The 15,297-nt window shown below is 69.9% G+C and carries 15 protein-coding genes; 10 read left to right on the top strand and 5 right to left on the bottom strand.

The annotated features are described in order from the left end of the window. Positions 1–92: 92 nt before the first annotated feature. The 3 genes from ACIO3S_RS11490 to ACIO3S_RS11480 are packed head-to-tail and all read right to left on the bottom strand — an operon-like array spanning position 93 to position 3,284. Positions 93–1,256: a thiolase domain-containing protein gene (locus ACIO3S_RS11490; protein ID WP_400463173.1), complete on the bottom strand. Its 1,164-nt coding sequence runs from the start codon at positions 1,254–1,256 to the stop codon at positions 93–95. Next, positions 1,256–2,311, bottom strand: coding sequence for a thiolase domain-containing protein (locus ACIO3S_RS11485; RefSeq protein ID WP_400463170.1), 1,056 nt, complete (start codon positions 2,309–2,311; stop codon positions 1,256–1,258). The genes ACIO3S_RS11490 and ACIO3S_RS11485 overlap by 1 nt, the downstream gene beginning before the upstream one ends. Before the next feature lie 10 nt (positions 2,312–2,321). Beyond that, positions 2,322–3,284, bottom strand: a complete 963-nt coding sequence (locus ACIO3S_RS11480) for a Zn-ribbon domain-containing OB-fold protein (RefSeq protein WP_400463167.1) — start codon at positions 3,282–3,284, stop codon at positions 2,322–2,324. 61 nt (positions 3,285–3,345) lie between these two features. Here ACIO3S_RS11480 and ACIO3S_RS11475 point away from each other — a divergent pair, with 61 nt between their 5' ends. The 6 genes from ACIO3S_RS11475 (at position 3,346) to ACIO3S_RS11450 (ending at position 9,605) form a co-directional block, all read left to right on the top strand. Next, positions 3,346–4,395 carry an LLM class F420-dependent oxidoreductase gene (locus tag ACIO3S_RS11475; protein ID WP_400463164.1) on the top strand — a complete coding sequence of 350 codons (1,050 nt, stop codon included), beginning with the start codon at positions 3,346–3,348 and terminating at the stop codon, positions 4,393–4,395. Further along, on the top strand, positions 4,392–5,252 hold the full coding sequence (locus ACIO3S_RS11470; RefSeq protein WP_400463161.1) for an SDR family oxidoreductase: 861 nt from the start codon (positions 4,392–4,394) through the stop codon (positions 5,250–5,252). The genes ACIO3S_RS11475 and ACIO3S_RS11470 overlap by 4 nt, the downstream gene beginning before the upstream one ends. Continuing rightward, complete coding sequence (locus ACIO3S_RS11465; RefSeq protein WP_400463158.1) at positions 5,249–6,511, top strand: NADH:flavin oxidoreductase; 1,263 nt, start codon at positions 5,249–5,251, stop codon at positions 6,509–6,511. Before ACIO3S_RS11470 ends, ACIO3S_RS11465 begins: the two co-directional genes overlap by 4 nt. A gap of 9 nt (positions 6,512–6,520) precedes the next feature. Then, positions 6,521–7,231, top strand: a complete 711-nt coding sequence (locus tag ACIO3S_RS11460) for a PaaI family thioesterase (RefSeq protein WP_400463156.1) — start codon at positions 6,521–6,523, stop codon at positions 7,229–7,231. A gap of 67 nt (positions 7,232–7,298) precedes the next feature. Then, positions 7,299–8,876 carry a fatty-acid--CoA ligase FadD8 gene (gene fadD8 / locus ACIO3S_RS11455; protein WP_400463153.1) on the top strand — a complete coding sequence of 526 codons (1,578 nt, stop codon included), beginning with the start codon at positions 7,299–7,301 and terminating at the stop codon, positions 8,874–8,876. Positions 8,877–8,975: 99 nt separating this feature from the next. Next, the gene (locus tag ACIO3S_RS11450; RefSeq protein WP_400463150.1) at positions 8,976–9,605 is read left to right on the top strand and encodes a cytochrome b; all 630 of its coding nucleotides are present in this window, start codon (positions 8,976–8,978) and stop codon (positions 9,603–9,605) included. 7 nt (positions 9,606–9,612) lie between these two features. Here the strand turns inward: ACIO3S_RS11450 and ACIO3S_RS11445 are convergent, their stop codons facing one another. Then, entirely contained in the window at positions 9,613–10,428 is an 816-nt protein-coding gene (locus ACIO3S_RS11445; protein ID WP_350721187.1) for a crotonase/enoyl-CoA hydratase family protein, read from the bottom strand. Between the two features lie 48 nt (positions 10,429–10,476). Between ACIO3S_RS11445 and ACIO3S_RS11440 the strand changes: the two genes are divergently transcribed. The 4 genes from ACIO3S_RS11440 to ACIO3S_RS11425 all read left to right on the top strand — a co-directional run bounded on the left by ACIO3S_RS11440 (position 10,477) and on the right by ACIO3S_RS11425 (position 14,735). Beyond that, a complete protein-coding gene (locus ACIO3S_RS11440) occupies positions 10,477–12,141 on the top strand; it encodes an acyl-CoA synthetase (protein WP_400463146.1) in 1,665 nt (554 codons plus the stop codon). Beyond that, positions 12,138–13,247 (top strand): nitronate monooxygenase family protein, encoded by a 1,110-nt coding sequence (locus ACIO3S_RS11435; RefSeq protein WP_218131216.1) that lies wholly within the window; start codon positions 12,138–12,140, stop codon positions 13,245–13,247. Before ACIO3S_RS11440 ends, ACIO3S_RS11435 begins: the two co-directional genes overlap by 4 nt. Before the next feature lie 169 nt (positions 13,248–13,416). Then, the gene (locus ACIO3S_RS11430; RefSeq protein ID WP_400463143.1) at positions 13,417–14,247 is read left to right on the top strand and encodes an alpha/beta fold hydrolase; all 831 of its coding nucleotides are present in this window, start codon (positions 13,417–13,419) and stop codon (positions 14,245–14,247) included. Continuing rightward, positions 14,244–14,735: a hypothetical protein gene (locus ACIO3S_RS11425; RefSeq protein ID WP_400463140.1), complete on the top strand. Its 492-nt coding sequence runs from the start codon at positions 14,244–14,246 to the stop codon at positions 14,733–14,735. The genes ACIO3S_RS11430 and ACIO3S_RS11425 overlap by 4 nt, the downstream gene beginning before the upstream one ends. Here the strand turns inward: ACIO3S_RS11425 and ACIO3S_RS11420 are convergent. Further along, on the bottom strand, positions 14,719–15,231 hold the full coding sequence (locus tag ACIO3S_RS11420) for a hypothetical protein (protein ID WP_400463138.1): 513 nt from the start codon (positions 15,229–15,231) through the stop codon (positions 14,719–14,721). The two genes, ACIO3S_RS11425 and ACIO3S_RS11420, sit on opposite strands and share 17 nt — an antisense overlap. Between the last annotated feature and the right edge of the window lie 66 nt (positions 15,232–15,297).

Raw genomic sequence — 15,297 nt, 5'->3', positions numbered from 1 at the left:
TGTCACTTCCCCACATGTGCGGGGAAGTGACACCGGTCAGTCGCGCGGTGGGTGCAACTTCCCCGCATATGAGGGGAAGTTGCGGGCGAGGGTCAGTTCTGCGGAGGCTCCGAACCCACGACCCACATCGAGAAGAACTGCGAGCCGCCGCCGTAAGCGTGCCCGAGCGCGCGACGGGCGCCGTCGACCTGGTGCTCGCCGGCGCGGCCCCGGACCTGCAGGGCGGCCTCGGCGAAGCGGAGCATGCCGGAGGCGCCGATGGGGTTGGAGGAGAGTACGCCGCCGCTCATGTTGACCGGGAGGCTGCCACCGAGGGCGGTCTCGCCGGCCTCGGTGAGCTTCCAGCCCGAGCCCTCGGCGGCGAAGCCGAGGTTCTCGAGCCACATCGGCTCGAACCAGGCGAACGGCACGTAGATCTCGGCACAGTCGATCTCGCGGGCCGGGTCGGTGATCCCGGTCGCCTTCCACAGCGCCGCGGCGGCCTCACGGCCCGCCTGCGGGTTGACCTGGTCGCGCTCGGCGGCCGAGGTGGGCTCGGAGCGCATCACGGTGCCGTGGATCCAGGCGGGAGCCTCGTACGTCTTGGCGACGTCCTCGGCGGCGATCACCATCGCGCAGGCGCCGTCCGAGGAGGGGCAGGTCTCGTCGTAGTGGATCGGGTCCCAGAGCATCTGCGAGGCCAGGACCGACTCGACCGTGGTGCCCTCGTTGTGCAGGTGCGCGTACGGGTTCTTCAGTGCGTTGTTGCGGTCCTTGGCCGCGACGATCGCACCGATGTGCGAGGGCGCGTTGGCGCGGCGGATGTAGGAGCGTACGTGCGGGGCGAAGTAGCCGCCCGCGCCGGCATGCACCGGCATCACGAACGGGATCGGCACCGAGAGTGCCCACATCGCGTTGGACTCCGACTGCTTCTCGAAGGCGACGGTGAGGACGCGTCTGTGGACGCCGGCCTGCACCAGCGAGGAGGCGACGATCGCGGTCGAGCCGCCGACCGAGCCGGCGGTGTGCACGCGCAGCAGCGGCTTTCCGGCCGCGCCCAGCGCCTCGGCGAGGTAGAGCTCGGGCATCATCACGCCCTCGAACAGGTCCGGTGCCTTGCCGATGACGATGGCGTCGACCTCGTCGAGGGTCAGGCCGGCGTCCTCGAGCGCCCGGTCCATCGCCTCACGGCACAGCCCGGCCATCGAGACGTCCTCGCGCTTGGCGCGGTGGTGGGTCTGGCCGATCCCGATCACGGCGGCTGGGGTCTTGCCCATCAGTTTCGTCCTTCCATCACGCACACGAGGTTCTGCTGCAGTGCCGGACCGCTGGTCGCGTGGCCGAGCACCTTGTCGGCCGACCCGTCCCAGATCCGCTTGGCGGCCTCGCCGATCCGGATGGCGCCGGCGCTGAACATCGGGTTGGCGGCGAGCGCCCCGCCCGAAGGACTGATCTGTACGTCATCACCCAGTCCGAGCGCTGAGCGCAGGACGAGCTCCTGGTGGCTGAACGGCGCGTGCAGCTCGGCGACCTGGACGCCCGCGGTTCCGCCCACGGCGGCTGCTGCCCGCCGGGCCGAGCCGGAGATCGTGAGGTCGCGCGTGCCGAGGTAGAGACCGTCGGAGCTGTGCGCGATGCCGGTGATCCAGGCCGGACGCTGGTTGGCGTCGTACGCGCGGTCGCCGGCGGCGAGCACGATCGCGGCGGCGCCGTCGGTCACCGGAGCGCAGTCGTGCTTGCGCAGCGGGTCGGCGAACATCGGCCGGGCGAGCAGCTCGCTCACCGAGGAGCCGCCGGCACGGACGGCGTACTCGTTCTTCTCCGCATCGGTCAGCGACCGGTTGACGACCTCGGCCAGAGCCGCCTCGTCCCAGAGCCCGGCGTCGAGCCCGAGGCGCGCCTGGAGCGCAGCCAGGGAGACGGTGTCGGGCCACAGCGGCGTCATCGTGTAAGGGTCGAGCTGCAGGGACAGCGTGCGGCGCAGGACGCCCGCCGACGCCTTGCCGAAACCGAAGACCAGCGCGGTGTCCACCTCACCGGTCTGGATCTTGATCCAGGCCTCGTAGAGCGCCCACGCGGCGTCCATCTCGACGTGCGACTCGTTGACCGGAGGCAGCACCCCGATCGCGTCGATCGCGCTCACGAACGAGAACGACCGGCCGGCCAGGTAGTCGGACGAGCCCGAGCACCAGAAGCCGATGTCCTTCTTGGCCCATCCGGTCTGCTCGTAGCACTCGGCCAGGATCGGCACGAGCAGCTCGGCCATGCTCGGCGACCCGTCGAAGTCCTTCATCTGTCGCTGGGCGAACCCGACGACGGCAACGTCTCTCACTGAGCGCTCCTCACAGGTGGTGCTTGTAGCTGTCGAAGTCCGCGTCCGGCTCACCGGTCGGCGCGAAGTGGCTGATGTTCTCGATGCTGGTGCCCCACTCGTCACGCGGCTTCCAGACCGCCTTGACCCGCATCCCCATCCGGACCTCTTCGGCCGGGATGTCCAGGATCAGGTGCTGCAGTGCGATGTCGGCGCCGTCGAGTAGGACGTACGCGGAGACGTACGGCGGCTTGATCTTCTGTCCCAGGAACGGGACGTTGACGACGCAGAAGGTGGTCACCGTGCCGACGTGGGAGAGCTCGATCTCCTCCGCGGTCGGCACGCCGTCGGTCGGGCAGGCGCCGCGCGGTGGGACGTAGACCTTCCGGCACTTCGGGCAGCGCTGACCCAGGATCCGGCCCTCGGCCAGGCCGCGGAAGAACGAGGACTCCTCCGGCGAGGCCGCGTAGTGGTAGTCGAGGCTGACCGGGGTCACGATCAGGCTGACGTCCTCGCCTCCGGCCTGCGCCGGGTCGCCTGCTGGGTCGCCTGCTGGGTCGCCGCCGTCGGCCTCGAAGACCAGGTCGTTGACCGAGCCGGTGCGTTCCTCGGCCCATCGGGCTCGGACCTTCATCCCGGTCTCGATGTCGTCGGGGGAGGCGACGTCGACGGCGTGCAGCCACGGGGTGTCGGCGCCGTCGATGGTGATCAGGGCGTACGCGAACGGCCTCTCGAACGGCTGGCCGGCGACGGGCTCGCTGACCCAGGTCCACGAGGTGACCGTGCCGGTGTCGGGCAGCTCGACGAACTCGGTCACGGCCTGGTGCGTGACCGGGTCGTACTCAGGGGGTGGGACCGCGACTCGACCGTCGCCGAGCCGGCCGCCGACGATGGTGGTGTCTCGCAGTCCGGTGAGGAAGCGGCCGATCACCGGGCCTGTGGATCTGGTGTAGTCGAAGGCGACCGTCACGGGTGCCTGAAGGGTGCGACTCATGACAGAAAGTGAAACACGTTCTAGTATTGGCCACAACCCGTAAGAGGCGACGAAGGAGTCGATGAGAGTGAAGTTGGGGCTACAGCTTGGCTACTGGGGAGCACAGCCACCGACGGGCGTCGGCGAGCTCGTCGCCGCCGCGGAGGAGGCCGGGTTCGACGCGATCTTCACCGCCGAGGCGTGGGGAAGTGATGCCCTGACGCCGCTGGCCTGGTGGGGCCGGGAGACCTCTCGGGTCCGTCTCGGCACCTCGATCGTGCAGATGTCCGGGCGTACGCCGACGTCGATCGCGATGCACGCGCTGACCCTCGACCATCTCTCCGGTGGCCGGTTCATCCTCGGTCTCGGCGTGAGCGGCCCGCAGGTGGTCGAGGGGTGGTACGGCCAGCCGTTCGGCAAGCCGTTGGCCCGCACCCGCGAGGTCGTCTCGATCATCCGCAAGGTGCTCGCCCGGGAGGCTCCGGTGACCAACGACGGGCCGCACTACCCGCTGCCCTTCACGGGCGAGGGCTCGGTCGGGCTCGGTAAGCCGCTCAAGCCGATCGTGCACCCGCTGCGGGCCGACATCCCGATCTGGCTCGGTGCCGAAGGCCCCAAGAACGTCGCCCAGACCGCCGAGATCGCCGACGGCTGGATCCCGATCTTCTACACCCCCAGGTCCGCCCCGATGTACGCCGACTGGCTGGCCGAGGGCTTCGCGCGACCCGGGGCGCGGCGTACTGCCGACGACTTCGAGATCGCCGCGACCTGCCATCTCCAGGTCGTCGCGGACGCGGACGAGAAGCAGGCCGCGCTCGAGGCGATGAAGCCGTTCGCGGCCCTCTACATGGGCGGGATGGGGGCCAAGGAGCAGAACTTCCACAACCAGGTCTTCGAGCGGATGGGCTACGCCGAGCTCGCCGGGCAGGTCCAGGCGCTCTACCTGACCGGTGAGAAGGAGAAGGCCACCGCGCTGATCCCCGACGAGCTCGTCGACGACCTGCACATCATCGGCACCGAGGCAGAGGTACGCGACAAGGTGGCCCAGTGGGAGGAGACCGGTGTGACCACCCTGCTGCTGAGCCTCGGCTCGGCCGCCGACGTTCACCGCATCGCCGAGGTGCTCGGGTGACGGCTGTCTACGCCGTCACCGGCTCGGCCTCGGGCATGGGAGCCGCGGTGGTCGAGCGGCTCCTCGCCGCCGGACACCGGGTCGTGACCGTCGACATCGCGGAGGCGGATGTGGTCGCCGACCTGTCGACGCCGCAGGGTCGCCGCGACGCGACCGAGAAGGTGCTCGCCGCCTGTGGCGGCCGGCTCGACGGCGCGGTCCTCGCGGCCGGGCTGGGTCCGGCGCCGGGGCGCGAAAGGCCCGCCCTGATCACGCAGGTCAACTACCTCGGTGTCGTCGAGCTTCTCGAGGGCTGGCGCGAGGCGCTCGCCGCCACCAGGAACGCCAAGGTCGTGGTCTTCTCCAGCAACTCGACCACCACCATGCCGCTGATCCCGGGACGAGCGGTCGCGGCGCTGCTCGAGGGCGACGCGGAGCGGGCGCTGAAGGCGTACCGGATCTTCGGGAAGCAGGCGCCGGCGATGGCCTACGGCGCCTCGAAGGTCGCGGTCACCCGCTGGATGCGGCGGCGCGCGGTCGAGCCGGAATGGGTGCAGGCCGGGATCCGGCTCAACGCGATCGCGCCGGGCGCGGTGCTGACGCCCCTGCTGGAGAGGCAGCTCGCGACGCCGGGGGAGGCGAAGGCGATCCGGTCCTTTCCGGTCCCGGCCGGCGGCTACGGAGACCCCGGATTGCTCGCCGACTGGGTGATCCACATGCTCGGCCCCGCCGCGGACTTCATGGTCGGCAGCGTCGTCGTGGTCGACGGCGGCACCGACGCCTGGTTCCGGGCCGACGACTGGCCGCGGCCGGTGCCGGGCCGGCGGTTGCGGGGCTATCTGCGCAGGATGCGTGAGTTCAGGAAGGTACGCGCGTGACCGACTCCATGACCGACCCGCTCGCGCCCGCGACGCTGGGTCCGGTGACCCTGCGCAACCGGGTGATCAAGGCGGCGACCTTCGAGGGCGCCTCACCCGGGGCGCTCGTCTCGGACCGGCTGATCGACTACCACCTCGCCGTCGCCGAGGGCGGCGTCGGGATGACCACGGTCGCCTATCTCGCCGTGGCCCCGGAGGGACGTACGCACGCCGACTGCATCTACTGGCGCCCGGAAGCACTGGCGGGGCTGCGGCGGCTGACCGATGAGGTCCACGCGACCGGCGCCAAGATCTCGGCCCAGATCGGTCACGCCGGCCCGGTGGCCAACGCCAAGTCCAACGGGGTGCCGTCGCTGGCGCCGACGCGTTCGTTCAACGCGCTGGGGATGGCCTTCAACCGCGCCGCGACCGCGGCGGACCTCGCCCGGGTCGTCGAGCAGCACGGCGCCGCGGCCCGGATGGCGGTCGAAGCCGGGTTCGACGCGATCGAGGTGCACCTGGGCCACAACTACCTGCCCAGCTCGTTCCTCAGCCCGCGCCTCAACCCCCGTACCGACGAGTTCGGCGGATCGCTGGCCAACCGAGCCTCGTTCCCGCGCCAGATCGTGGCTGCGGTGCGGGAGGCGGTTGCTGATGTGGGTGGCGGCCAGGTCGCCGTGCTCGCCAAGATGAACATGCGCGACGGCTACCGCGGCGGGTTCGACCTGCCCGAGTCGGTCGAGTTCGCGCGCCTGCTCGAGTCCGACGGTCACCTCGACGCGCTCGAGCTCACCGGCGGCTCCTCGTTCATGAACCCGATGTACCTCTTCCGCGGCGACGCCCCCTACCGCGAGATGGCCGCCAACATGCCGCTGCACCCGGTGATCCGGATGGGCATGCGGATGGTGGGCAAGGGCTTCTTCAAGGAGTACCCCTACAAGTCGCTCTACTTCCTCGACAACGCCCGCGAGTTCCGTCGTGCGCTGAGCATGCCGCTGGTCCTTCTCGGCGGGGTCACCGACCTGGCTGGGATGCGGACCGCGATGGACGAGGGCTTCGAGTACGTCGCGATGGCCCGCGCGCTGCTTCGCGAGCCGGACCTGGTCAACCGCCTCCGGGCGGACCCCTCGACGGTGTCGCGATGCATCCACTGCAACCTGTGCATGTCGACGATCTACCCGGGGACCCATTGCCATCTCGACGACGAGCACGTCTACGGTGAGGCTCACCCGATCTTGGCCGAAGCCTCCTCGGCCGACAGACCTGAGACGAGAAGCTAGATGTCCTCCATGCACTACGGACGTGCACACCACCCGAAGGCTCCTGCCGGCTACGTCCATGACGACATGACCGACGCCGAGATCAAGGAGCGGGAGGCCAGCCTGGTCCCGCTGACCGACTCGGTGCGCCGGCTCGTCGACGCCGTCGTGCGCACCCAGGTCTCGGACTCGGTCCTCGATGACGTACGCGGCCGGGTCGAGGCGCTGACCGATGAGCTGCTCGCCGAGGCACTGCCCGGTCCGCACGGGGTCCGGTTCGGGGCGGACGGCGGCTTCCGCAACTACGGCAACCCGGTGGTCGGGAAGGGGAACGCCTTCGCCCCGCCGCTGGTGGTGCAGCGCGACGGTGAGGACGTCTGGGCCGACTTCACGCTCGGGCCCGCCTATGAGGGCCCGCCGGGGCTGGTCCACGGCGGTGTCTCGGCGCTGATCCTCGACCAGCTGCTCGGCGAGGCCGCCTCGGCCGGCGGACGCCCCGGGATGACCGGCACCCTGACGATCGTCTACAAGCAGGGGACCCCGCTGGGGCCGCTGCGCGGTGAGGCGCGGATCGCGTCGACCGAGGGAGTGAAGGCGGTCGTACGCGGGCGGCTGCTGACCCGGCCGACCGACGGCTCCGAGCCGGTGGTGTGCGTCGAGGCAGAGGGCATCTTCATCCTGCCGCGCTGGGCACGCGAGGCGATGGCCGCCGCCGACCGGGACCACGTCGGCGACGCCTGAACCAGCTCTCGATCAGCAGCCTCCACCAGGGCTAGAACACGTTCTAGTTTCGCGGTAAGGTGCGGGCATGGATACCAGCCGCATCGGTCCCCACAACGGTCATCTGATGGTCTCGGCGCTGGAGCGCCACAAGAACCGTCCGATCATCCATCTCGGAGACGTGAGTCTCACCGGGGCGGAGGTGGCGGCGCGGATCAGTCAGTACGTCCAGGCCTTCGAGGCGCTCGGCGCCGGCACCGGCTCGGCGACCGCGCTGCTCGCGCTCAACCGCCCCGAGGTGCTCTTCATCCTCGGCGCCGGCCAGACCCAGGGATTCCAGCGCACGGCGCTGCACCCGCTGGGCAGCGCGGAGGACCAGGCGTACGTCATCAACGATGCCGGCATCACCGGTCTGATCATCGACCCCTACTTCGCCGATCGTGCCGTCGAGCTGCTGGAGATGTGCCCAGGGCTGAAGCGTGTGCTGACCATCGGGCCGGTCCCGCCGCAGCTGGCGGACGTCGGTGTCGATCTCGTCGCCGCCGCGGAGACCTATCCGGTCGAGCCACTCGCCGCGAGGCTGCTCCCGCCCGACCATGTCACCTCGATCACCTACACCGGTGGCACGACCGGGAAGCCCAAGGGAGTGATCGGGCTGTCCGGGTCGTTCGCGACGATGACCCAGGTGCAGCTCTCAGAGTGGGAGTGGCCCGAGGCGCCCCGGTTCCTGATGTGCACTCCGCTCTCGCACGCCGGCGCGGCCTTCTTCGTGCCCGTCGTGATCAAGGGCGGCACCCTGTTCGTGATGCCGAGGTTCGACCCGGCCGCCGTCCTGGAGACCATCGAGCGCGAGCGGATCTCCTCGCTGATGGTGGTCCCGACGATGCTCTACGCACTCCTCGACCACCCCGACTCCCGCACCCGCGACCTGTCGTCGCTCGAGACCGTCTACTACGGCGCCTCCGCGATCAACCCGGTGCGCCTGGCCGAGGCGATCGAGCGGTTCGGGCCGATCTTCGCCCAGTACTACGGCCAGTCCGAGGCGCCGATGGCGATCACCTACTTCGCCAAGGGCGACCACGTCGACTCCGACGGGAAGCCGCTCACTCATCGGCTCACCTCCTGCGGCCGGCCGTCCGCGCTGGTCCGTACCGCCCTGATCGGAGCGGACGGCCAGCCGGTCGCGCCTGGCGAGCCCGGCGAGATCTGCGTCGCCGGACCGCTGCTCTCCGGTGGCTACTGGCAGCTGCCCGAGGTCACCGCCGAGACCTTCCGGGACGGCTGGATGCACACCGGCGACGTCGCGCGGGAGGATGAGGACGGCTTCTGGTACATCGTCGACCGCACCAAGGACATGATCGTCACCGGCGGCTTCAACGTCTTCCCTCGGGAGGTCGAGGACGTCATCGCGACCCATCCCGCGGTCGCCCAGGTCGCCGTCATCGGCACCCCGCACGAGAAGTTCGGCGAGGCCGTCACTGCCGTGGTCGTCCCTCGCCCCGACGCCGTGCTCTCGGACGAGGTCGTCGCCGAGATCCAGGCCCTGGTCAAGGAGCGGAAGGGGTCCGTCCACGCGCCCAAGTCGGTCATCGAGATCGACGCGATCCCGATGACCGCCCTCGGCAAGCCCGACAAGAAGGCCCTCCGGGCCCGCTTCTCGCAGTGACGTGGTCGTACGCCGCGGAGGGCGGCGCTCACCAGGACCACGATCGGAATCCGGCCGATCCGACACGACGGGCTCGGCGGTCCCACTACGCTGACTCCGATGTCAGGCGCGACGGCAACGGGCTATGGGGTCGTCACCAAGACCCTGCACTGGCTGACCGTCGCCGCCTTCGTGCTGCAGTTCGTGGTCGGCTATGCCATGTCGCCGGAGGCCGACTGCGATCCGCCGGGGGAGGACCGCAGCGGCGGTGACACCTCCGACGCGGAGGACGAGCGGATCGACCGCATCGAGGAGGCCTGCGAGGCTCGACTCGGCGACGAGGGCACGCTCGAGACTGCGTGGTCCGAGCTGTGGGGTGGCGGCATCGGTGTGGATGGCATCAGCCTCCCTGAGCTGCACATCCTGCTCGGTCTGGCCATCCTGTTCCTCGGCGGCCTCCGGGTCGCCTGGCGCATGATCGCACCGCTGCCCCCGTGGACCCCGCGGCTCACCGCGTCCGACCGGCGGCTGGCCCATGTCACCGAGCGTGCGCTGCTCTCCCTGATGTTCATCGTTCCGCTGACCGGCCTCGCGCTGGTGGCGGTCTCCGACGACCTGGTCGCGCTGCACATCGCCGCCCACATCGCGTTCTTCGTCGCGCTCGGCGCACATCTGCTGCTGGTGCTGCGGCGTGGGCTGCTGCCGAGGATGCTGCCAGGGGCTGCGTACGTCAGGAAGGGCCGGGCCTGACGGGGTCTCAGCGTCCCTTGAACTCGGGCTTGCGCTTCTCCAGGAAGGCCTTGGGCCCTTCTTTGGCGTCCTCGGAGGCGAAGACGGCGGCGCCGACCTTGGCGTCGTCGGCCCAGGCTTCCTCCTCGTGCTTGCCCTCGGACTCGCGCATGGTGCGGAGGATCGCCTGGACGGCCAGAGGCCCGTTGGCGGCGATCATGTCGGCGAGCTCGTGGGCCTTCTCGAGCGCGGTGCCGTCGGGGACGACGTGGCCGATGAGGCCGAGCTCCTTGGCCTCGGGGGCGAGCAGCGTACGTCCGGTCAGGAGCAGCTCGGCGGCGACGGTGTAGGGGATCTGACGGGGGAGACGGACCGCGGAGCCGCCCATCGGGTAGAGCGACCAGCGGGCCTCGGCGACGCCGAACTTGGCCGACTCGCCGGCGACGCGGATGTCGGTGCCCTGCAGGATCTCGGTGCCGCCGGCGATGGCGGGGCCCTCGACGGCCGCGATCAGCGGCTTGGTGAGCCGGAAGCCCTTGAGCAGACCCTTGATCACCGACGGGTCGAAGCCCTCCTCGAACGACTCCGAGGGCGGCTTCTCGTCCGCCTTCTTCAGATCCATCCCGGCACAGAAATAGCCACCCGCGCCGGTCAGGATGCAGACCCGGATCTCGGGGTCCGAGTTCACCCGGTCCCAGGCGTCCTCCATGATCCGCAGCATCTCGGAGGAGAGGGCGTTGCGGCGCTCGGGACGGTTCATCGTGACGATGAGCTTGTGGCCGTCCTGCTCGACGATCGCGTGCGGCCCGGAGTGGGTCTCAGCAGAAGATTCTGTGATCGGCATAACATCAGACCCTAGCGGAAAACTGAAACGTGTTCTAGTCTCGCAGTCATGGCGCTGAACCTTGCTGACCTCTTCGAACACGCCGTCGACGCTGCGCCCGAGAAGGTGTCGGTCCAAGTCGGCGACCGCAAAGTGACTTACGCAGAGCTCGAGCGTGAGTCCAACAAGCTGGCCCACTACCTGGCCGGCCAGGGGATCGGGAAGGGGGATCACGTCGGGCTCTACTCCAAGAACTCCGTCGAGCACGTCATCGCCCTGCTCGCGATCCTCAAGATCCGTGCCGTCGCGATCAACGTGAACTATCGCTACGTCGCCGGCGAGCTGGAGTACCTCTTCGACAACGCCGACCTCAAGGCCCTGGTGCACGACCGCGTCTACGCGCCGCTGGTCGCCGAGGTCTCCCCGAAGCTGGAGGGGCTGAAGACGTTCGTCGCCGTCCCCAACCCGCTCGAGCCCCACGACGACTCCGACCTGAGCCCGTTCGGCGGCGTCACTCTCGAGGAGGCCCAGGCCGGGCAGTCCGACGCGCGCGACTTCGGCGAGCGCAGCCCCGACGACATCCACGTCATCTACACCGGTGGCACCACCGGCTTCCCCAAGGGCGTGATGTGGCGTCACGAGGACTTCTGGCGCGTCCTCGGCGGCGGCATCGACTTCATGACGGGCGTGCCGCTGGAGGAGTACGACCAGTCCAAGCAGGCCGCCGGCGGCGGACTCATCACCCTGCCGCTCAGCCCGCTGATGCACGGCGGCGCCCAGGCGAGCCTGCTGATGCACCTCTTCGCCGGCCAGGTGACGATCCTCGAGCCCAAGTTCGACCCGGTACGCACCTGGGAGATCGTCGACCGCGAGAAGGTCCAGATGATGTTCATGACCGGTGACGCGATGGCGGTGCCGCTCATCGACGCGTACGAGGCCGGTCCCGGCAATGGGCAGAGCTTCGACGGCCAGTCGCTGTTCGCCATCGCCTCCTCGGCCGCGATCTTCTCCAAGTCGGTCAAGGAACGCTGGATGCGGGCCTTCCCGAACGCGGTCTTCACCGACTCGATCGGCTCGACCGAGACCGGCTTCCAGGGCACCGGGCTCCAGGACGCATCCGCGCTCTCGACCGACGGCCCCGTGGTCACCGCGGGCGCCCACACCGCCGTGATCGGCGACGACGGCCACCCGCTCGACCTCGCCACCGACGTCGGCAAGATCGGCCGCACCGCCCGCAAGGGCCACGTTCCGGTCGGCTACTACAAGGACCCCGAGAAGTCGGCGAAGACCTTCGTCGAGATCGACGGCACCCGCTATGCGATCCCCGGCGACTACGCCCGGATCGAGACCGACAATCGCCTCACCCTCCTCGGACGAGGTTCCAACTGCATCAACACCGGCGGCGAGAAGGTCTACCCCGAGGAGGTCGAGGCCGCTATCAAGGCACACCCCGACGTCTACGACACGCTCGTCGTCGGGATCCCGGACGAGCGCTACGGCCAGGCCGTCGCCGCGGTCGTCCAGCCGCGACCGGGCGCGACCATCGAGCTGGAGGGGCTGCGTACGTTCCTGCGGGCTCACCTGTCCGGCTACAAGCTGCCGCGTGCCCTGACCATCGTCGACGAGGTGCCCCGCAACGCCACGGGCAAGGCCCAGTACCCCAAGGCCAAGGAGATCGCCCTGGCCACCCAAGCGACCGCAGCAGAGCAGGACCCCGAAGGAGCAAAGGCATGATCCGTACGGCACTGTGCGAGGCGTTCGGGATCGACTACCCGATCTTCGCCTTCACCCCCTCGGAGCACGTGGCCGCGGAGGTCTCCAAGGCCGGCGGGCTGGGCGTGCTGGGCTGCGTACGCTTCAACGACGCCGAGGAGCTCGACCGCACCCTGACGTGGATGGACGAGAACACCGACGGAAAGCCCTACGGCGTCGACGTGGTCATGCCGATGAAGGTGCCGACCGAAGGCACCTCGACCGACCTGTCCGCCTACATCCCGGCGGAGCACACCGAGTGGGTCGACAAGACGCTGCTCTCCCTGGGCGTACCGCCGCTGCCGGAGGGGGAGGGGCGCGAGGGCGTGCTCGGCTGGCTGCACTCGACCGCGCGCTCGCACGTCGACGTCGCGCTGCAGCACCGGCCGGTGCTGATCGCCAACGCGCTCGGCACCCCGCCCAACGACGTGATCGAGAAGGCCCATGAGCACGGCGTGAAGGTGGCCGCCCTCGCGGGAGCCCCGAAGCACGCGGTCTCGCACGTCTCGAACGGCGTCGACATCATCGTCGCCCAGGGCTACGAGGCCGGCGGGCACACCGGGGAGATCGCCTCGATGGTGCTCCAGCCCGACATCGTCGACGCGGTCGGGCCGGACGTACCGGTGCTGGGTGCCGGCGGGATCGGCTCGGGCCGTCAGATCGCCGCCTCGCTGGCGCTCGGCGCGCAGGGTGTCTGGACGGGCTCCATCTGGCTCGGGACCTCGGAGTACCGCAACCTCAACACCCACGCCGGCTGGGAGAGCGCGTTCACCCGCGCCACCTCCGCCGACACCCGCCGGATGCGGATCTACACCGGCAAGCCCGCCCGGCTGCTGAAGTCGAAGTGGACCGACGCCTGGGAGGCCGAGGGCTCGCCGGCGCCGCTGCCGATGCCGCTGCAGAACCTGCTCGTCTCCGACGCCCACAACCGGATCAACGCCGCCGGGGATCCCGACGTCGTCGCGATGCCGGTCGGACAGATCGTCGGCCGGATGAACGAGGTACGCCCCGTCGCCGCGGTCATGGCCGACCTCATCGCCGAGTTCGAGGCCACGGTCAAGCGCCTGGACGCGATCGCCGAGGGATAGTCCGAAGCACCACGAAGGCGCCGGCTCGTCGACCGAGCCGGCGCCTTTCTCATGCCGCGGCTCGTCGCGCCTTACCTCAGCGCGCTATCGCACATCCTGGTCAACGGCGCCGCTACCGCACACCACGACCCCGCCGCAGAGGCGGGCGAAGCGCTGACAGGATGGACGCGTGACGATCTCGAGCTACGTACGTGACGGACTCACCTTCGACGTGATCGACTCGGGCCCGGCCGACGGCGACCCGGTCGTGCTCCTGCACGGTTTCCCGGAGCGGGCGACCTGCTGGCGTGAGGTGTCACCGATCCTGCACGAGGCCGGCTTCCGCACCATCGCCCCGGACCAGCGCGGCTACTCGCCGGGTGCCCGGCCGCGTACGCGTCTCGGCTACGGCGCCGGCCGGCTGGTCGAGGACGTAGTGGCGCTCATCGACGAGATCGGCCGGCCGGTGCACCTGGCCGGTCACGACTGGGGGAGTGCGGTCGGTTGGGGAGTGGCGGCCAAGCGGCCCGACCTGGTCCGGAGCTGGACTGCGATGTCGGTGCCGCACCCGGTCCCGTTCGCCCGGTCGATGAAGGGTCCGCAGCAGCGGCGCAAGTCGGTCTACATCGCACTCTTCAACATCCCGCTGCTCCCCGAGCTGGTCTCCGGGCGAGACGGCCGGATGGAGCGGATGATGCGGGGGAGCGGCTGGAACGACGAGGACGTCGAGCGCTTCCGGGAGGAGATCGTCGACTACGGCGCGCTGCCTGGCGGTCTGGGCTGGTATCGCTCCCTGCCCCTGGCCCCGCGCGTCGGCCGCGTCTCGGTACCGACGACGATGCTCTGGAGCGATGGCGACGTCGCGATCGGCCGGACTGCCCTGGAGGGCAACGAGGACTCCGTCACCGGTCCCTACGCGTTCATCGAGCTGACCGGGGTCAGCCACTGGATCCCCACCAAGGCGCCGCATGCGGCCGCCGACGCGATCCTCTCGACCATCGCCGGGGCGAGCCGGTCGTGAGTCTGGGCCGAGGTGGGGTGGCGCGCCACGCGGTGATCGGTGCGGTCGCCGCGGCCGTTGGTGCGTTGGCCGGCATCGGGCTGATGAGGCTGCTGTTCTCGCCGGCGGTAGGGTTCTTCGGTGGCGTCATCGAGGTGGACGCCGCCGACACCGGATCGGCGGTGGGCGACGCGCTGGCCACCGGGCTCGGGGCGCTGGGGGCGATGCTGGCTGCGATCTTCCTTGCGGTTGTCGTGCTGCTCACCGTCGTGGCGGTGATGCCGTTGGCGGCGATGGGTCTGGCGCTCGGAGGCACGGGATTCGGGCGCGCGTGGCTGGCAGTCCTGATCACGCTGCCGATCGCGGTGGTCGGGTTCCTTGGGATCGGACAGCTTGTGCCGGGCTCGGTTCCGTGGTGGTTCTGGCCGGTGACCGTGGCCGTCGCGGCTGCAGGGTCGGTCTGGCTCGCAGCGGCTCTACCGGCGCCGGCGCTCAGCCGGTCGCGCTGACGGTCGGAGACGTCGACCGCGATGTCATGTCGCGGGCGGTGATCGCATGGCTGACACCGCCGATCGCCGCGCGAATCATGTCGCCGTACGGTCCTGTCGGTAGGGCAGTGACCCGCTCCTGCGCCTTACCGATCTGCTCGGCGGCGGCCTCGAAGGCGCCCAGGCGGCGGAGGTTATCGGCGATGTTGAGGTGCAGGCTCGGGTAGAAGCCGGCGACCTGAAGGCCCGCATGATGTTCAGCGGCCCGTCGGTCGGTGAGTGCGCCGGCGGCGTCGAGAGCGCGTACGTCCCAGATGAGCGCCGCGGCAGGATCGGTCTGCAGATCGGCGAGATGATGGGCGAGCGTGCACCGGTGAAGCGGATCACCCAGCACCCCGAGGTCCTCCCAGATGGCGAGCAGCTCCTGTCGTGCTCTGGCGGTCTCGCCTTGGTGGCCGAGAGTCACGGCGGCGGTGATGGCGTCCATCGTCGAATCGGCTGCAGGGGTCGCGGTCATGCGCCGATGCTGAGGCTTCGCCCGACCTGAAGGTCAAGAGTTGAGTACGCGGGCTCATCCCGCCAC

It is taken from the genome of Nocardioides sp. NPDC087217 (assembly GCF_044744805.1).
Taxonomy (GTDB): Bacteria; Actinomycetota; Actinomycetes; order Propionibacteriales; family Nocardioidaceae; genus Nocardioides.
This window is presented reverse-complemented; position numbering and strand designations above follow the sequence as displayed.

Coding starts and splice junctions, on each gene's coding strand:
- ACIO3S_RS11490 (WP_400463173.1), bottom strand. CDS start 1,256: ATGGGCAAGACCCCAGCCGCCGTGATCGGGATCGGCCAGACCCACCAC.
- ACIO3S_RS11480 (WP_400463167.1), bottom strand. CDS start 3,284: ATGAGTCGCACCCTTCAGGCACCCGTGACGGTCGCCTTCGACTACACC.
- ACIO3S_RS11475 (WP_400463164.1), top strand. CDS start 3,346: ATGAGAGTGAAGTTGGGGCTACAGCTTGGCTACTGGGGAGCACAGCCA.
- ACIO3S_RS11460 (WP_400463156.1), top strand. CDS start 6,521: ATGCACTACGGACGTGCACACCACCCGAAGGCTCCTGCCGGCTACGTC.
- fadD8 (WP_400463153.1), top strand. CDS start 7,299: ATGGATACCAGCCGCATCGGTCCCCACAACGGTCATCTGATGGTCTCG.
- ACIO3S_RS11450 (WP_400463150.1), top strand. CDS start 8,976: ATGTCAGGCGCGACGGCAACGGGCTATGGGGTCGTCACCAAGACCCTG.
- ACIO3S_RS11445 (WP_350721187.1), bottom strand. CDS start 10,428: ATGCCGATCACAGAATCTTCTGCTGAGACCCACTCCGGGCCGCACGCG.
- ACIO3S_RS11440 (WP_400463146.1), top strand. CDS start 10,477: ATGGCGCTGAACCTTGCTGACCTCTTCGAACACGCCGTCGACGCTGCG.
- ACIO3S_RS11435 (WP_218131216.1), top strand. CDS start 12,138: ATGATCCGTACGGCACTGTGCGAGGCGTTCGGGATCGACTACCCGATC.
- ACIO3S_RS11420 (WP_400463138.1), bottom strand. CDS start 15,231: ATGACCGCGACCCCTGCAGCCGATTCGACGATGGACGCCATCACCGCC.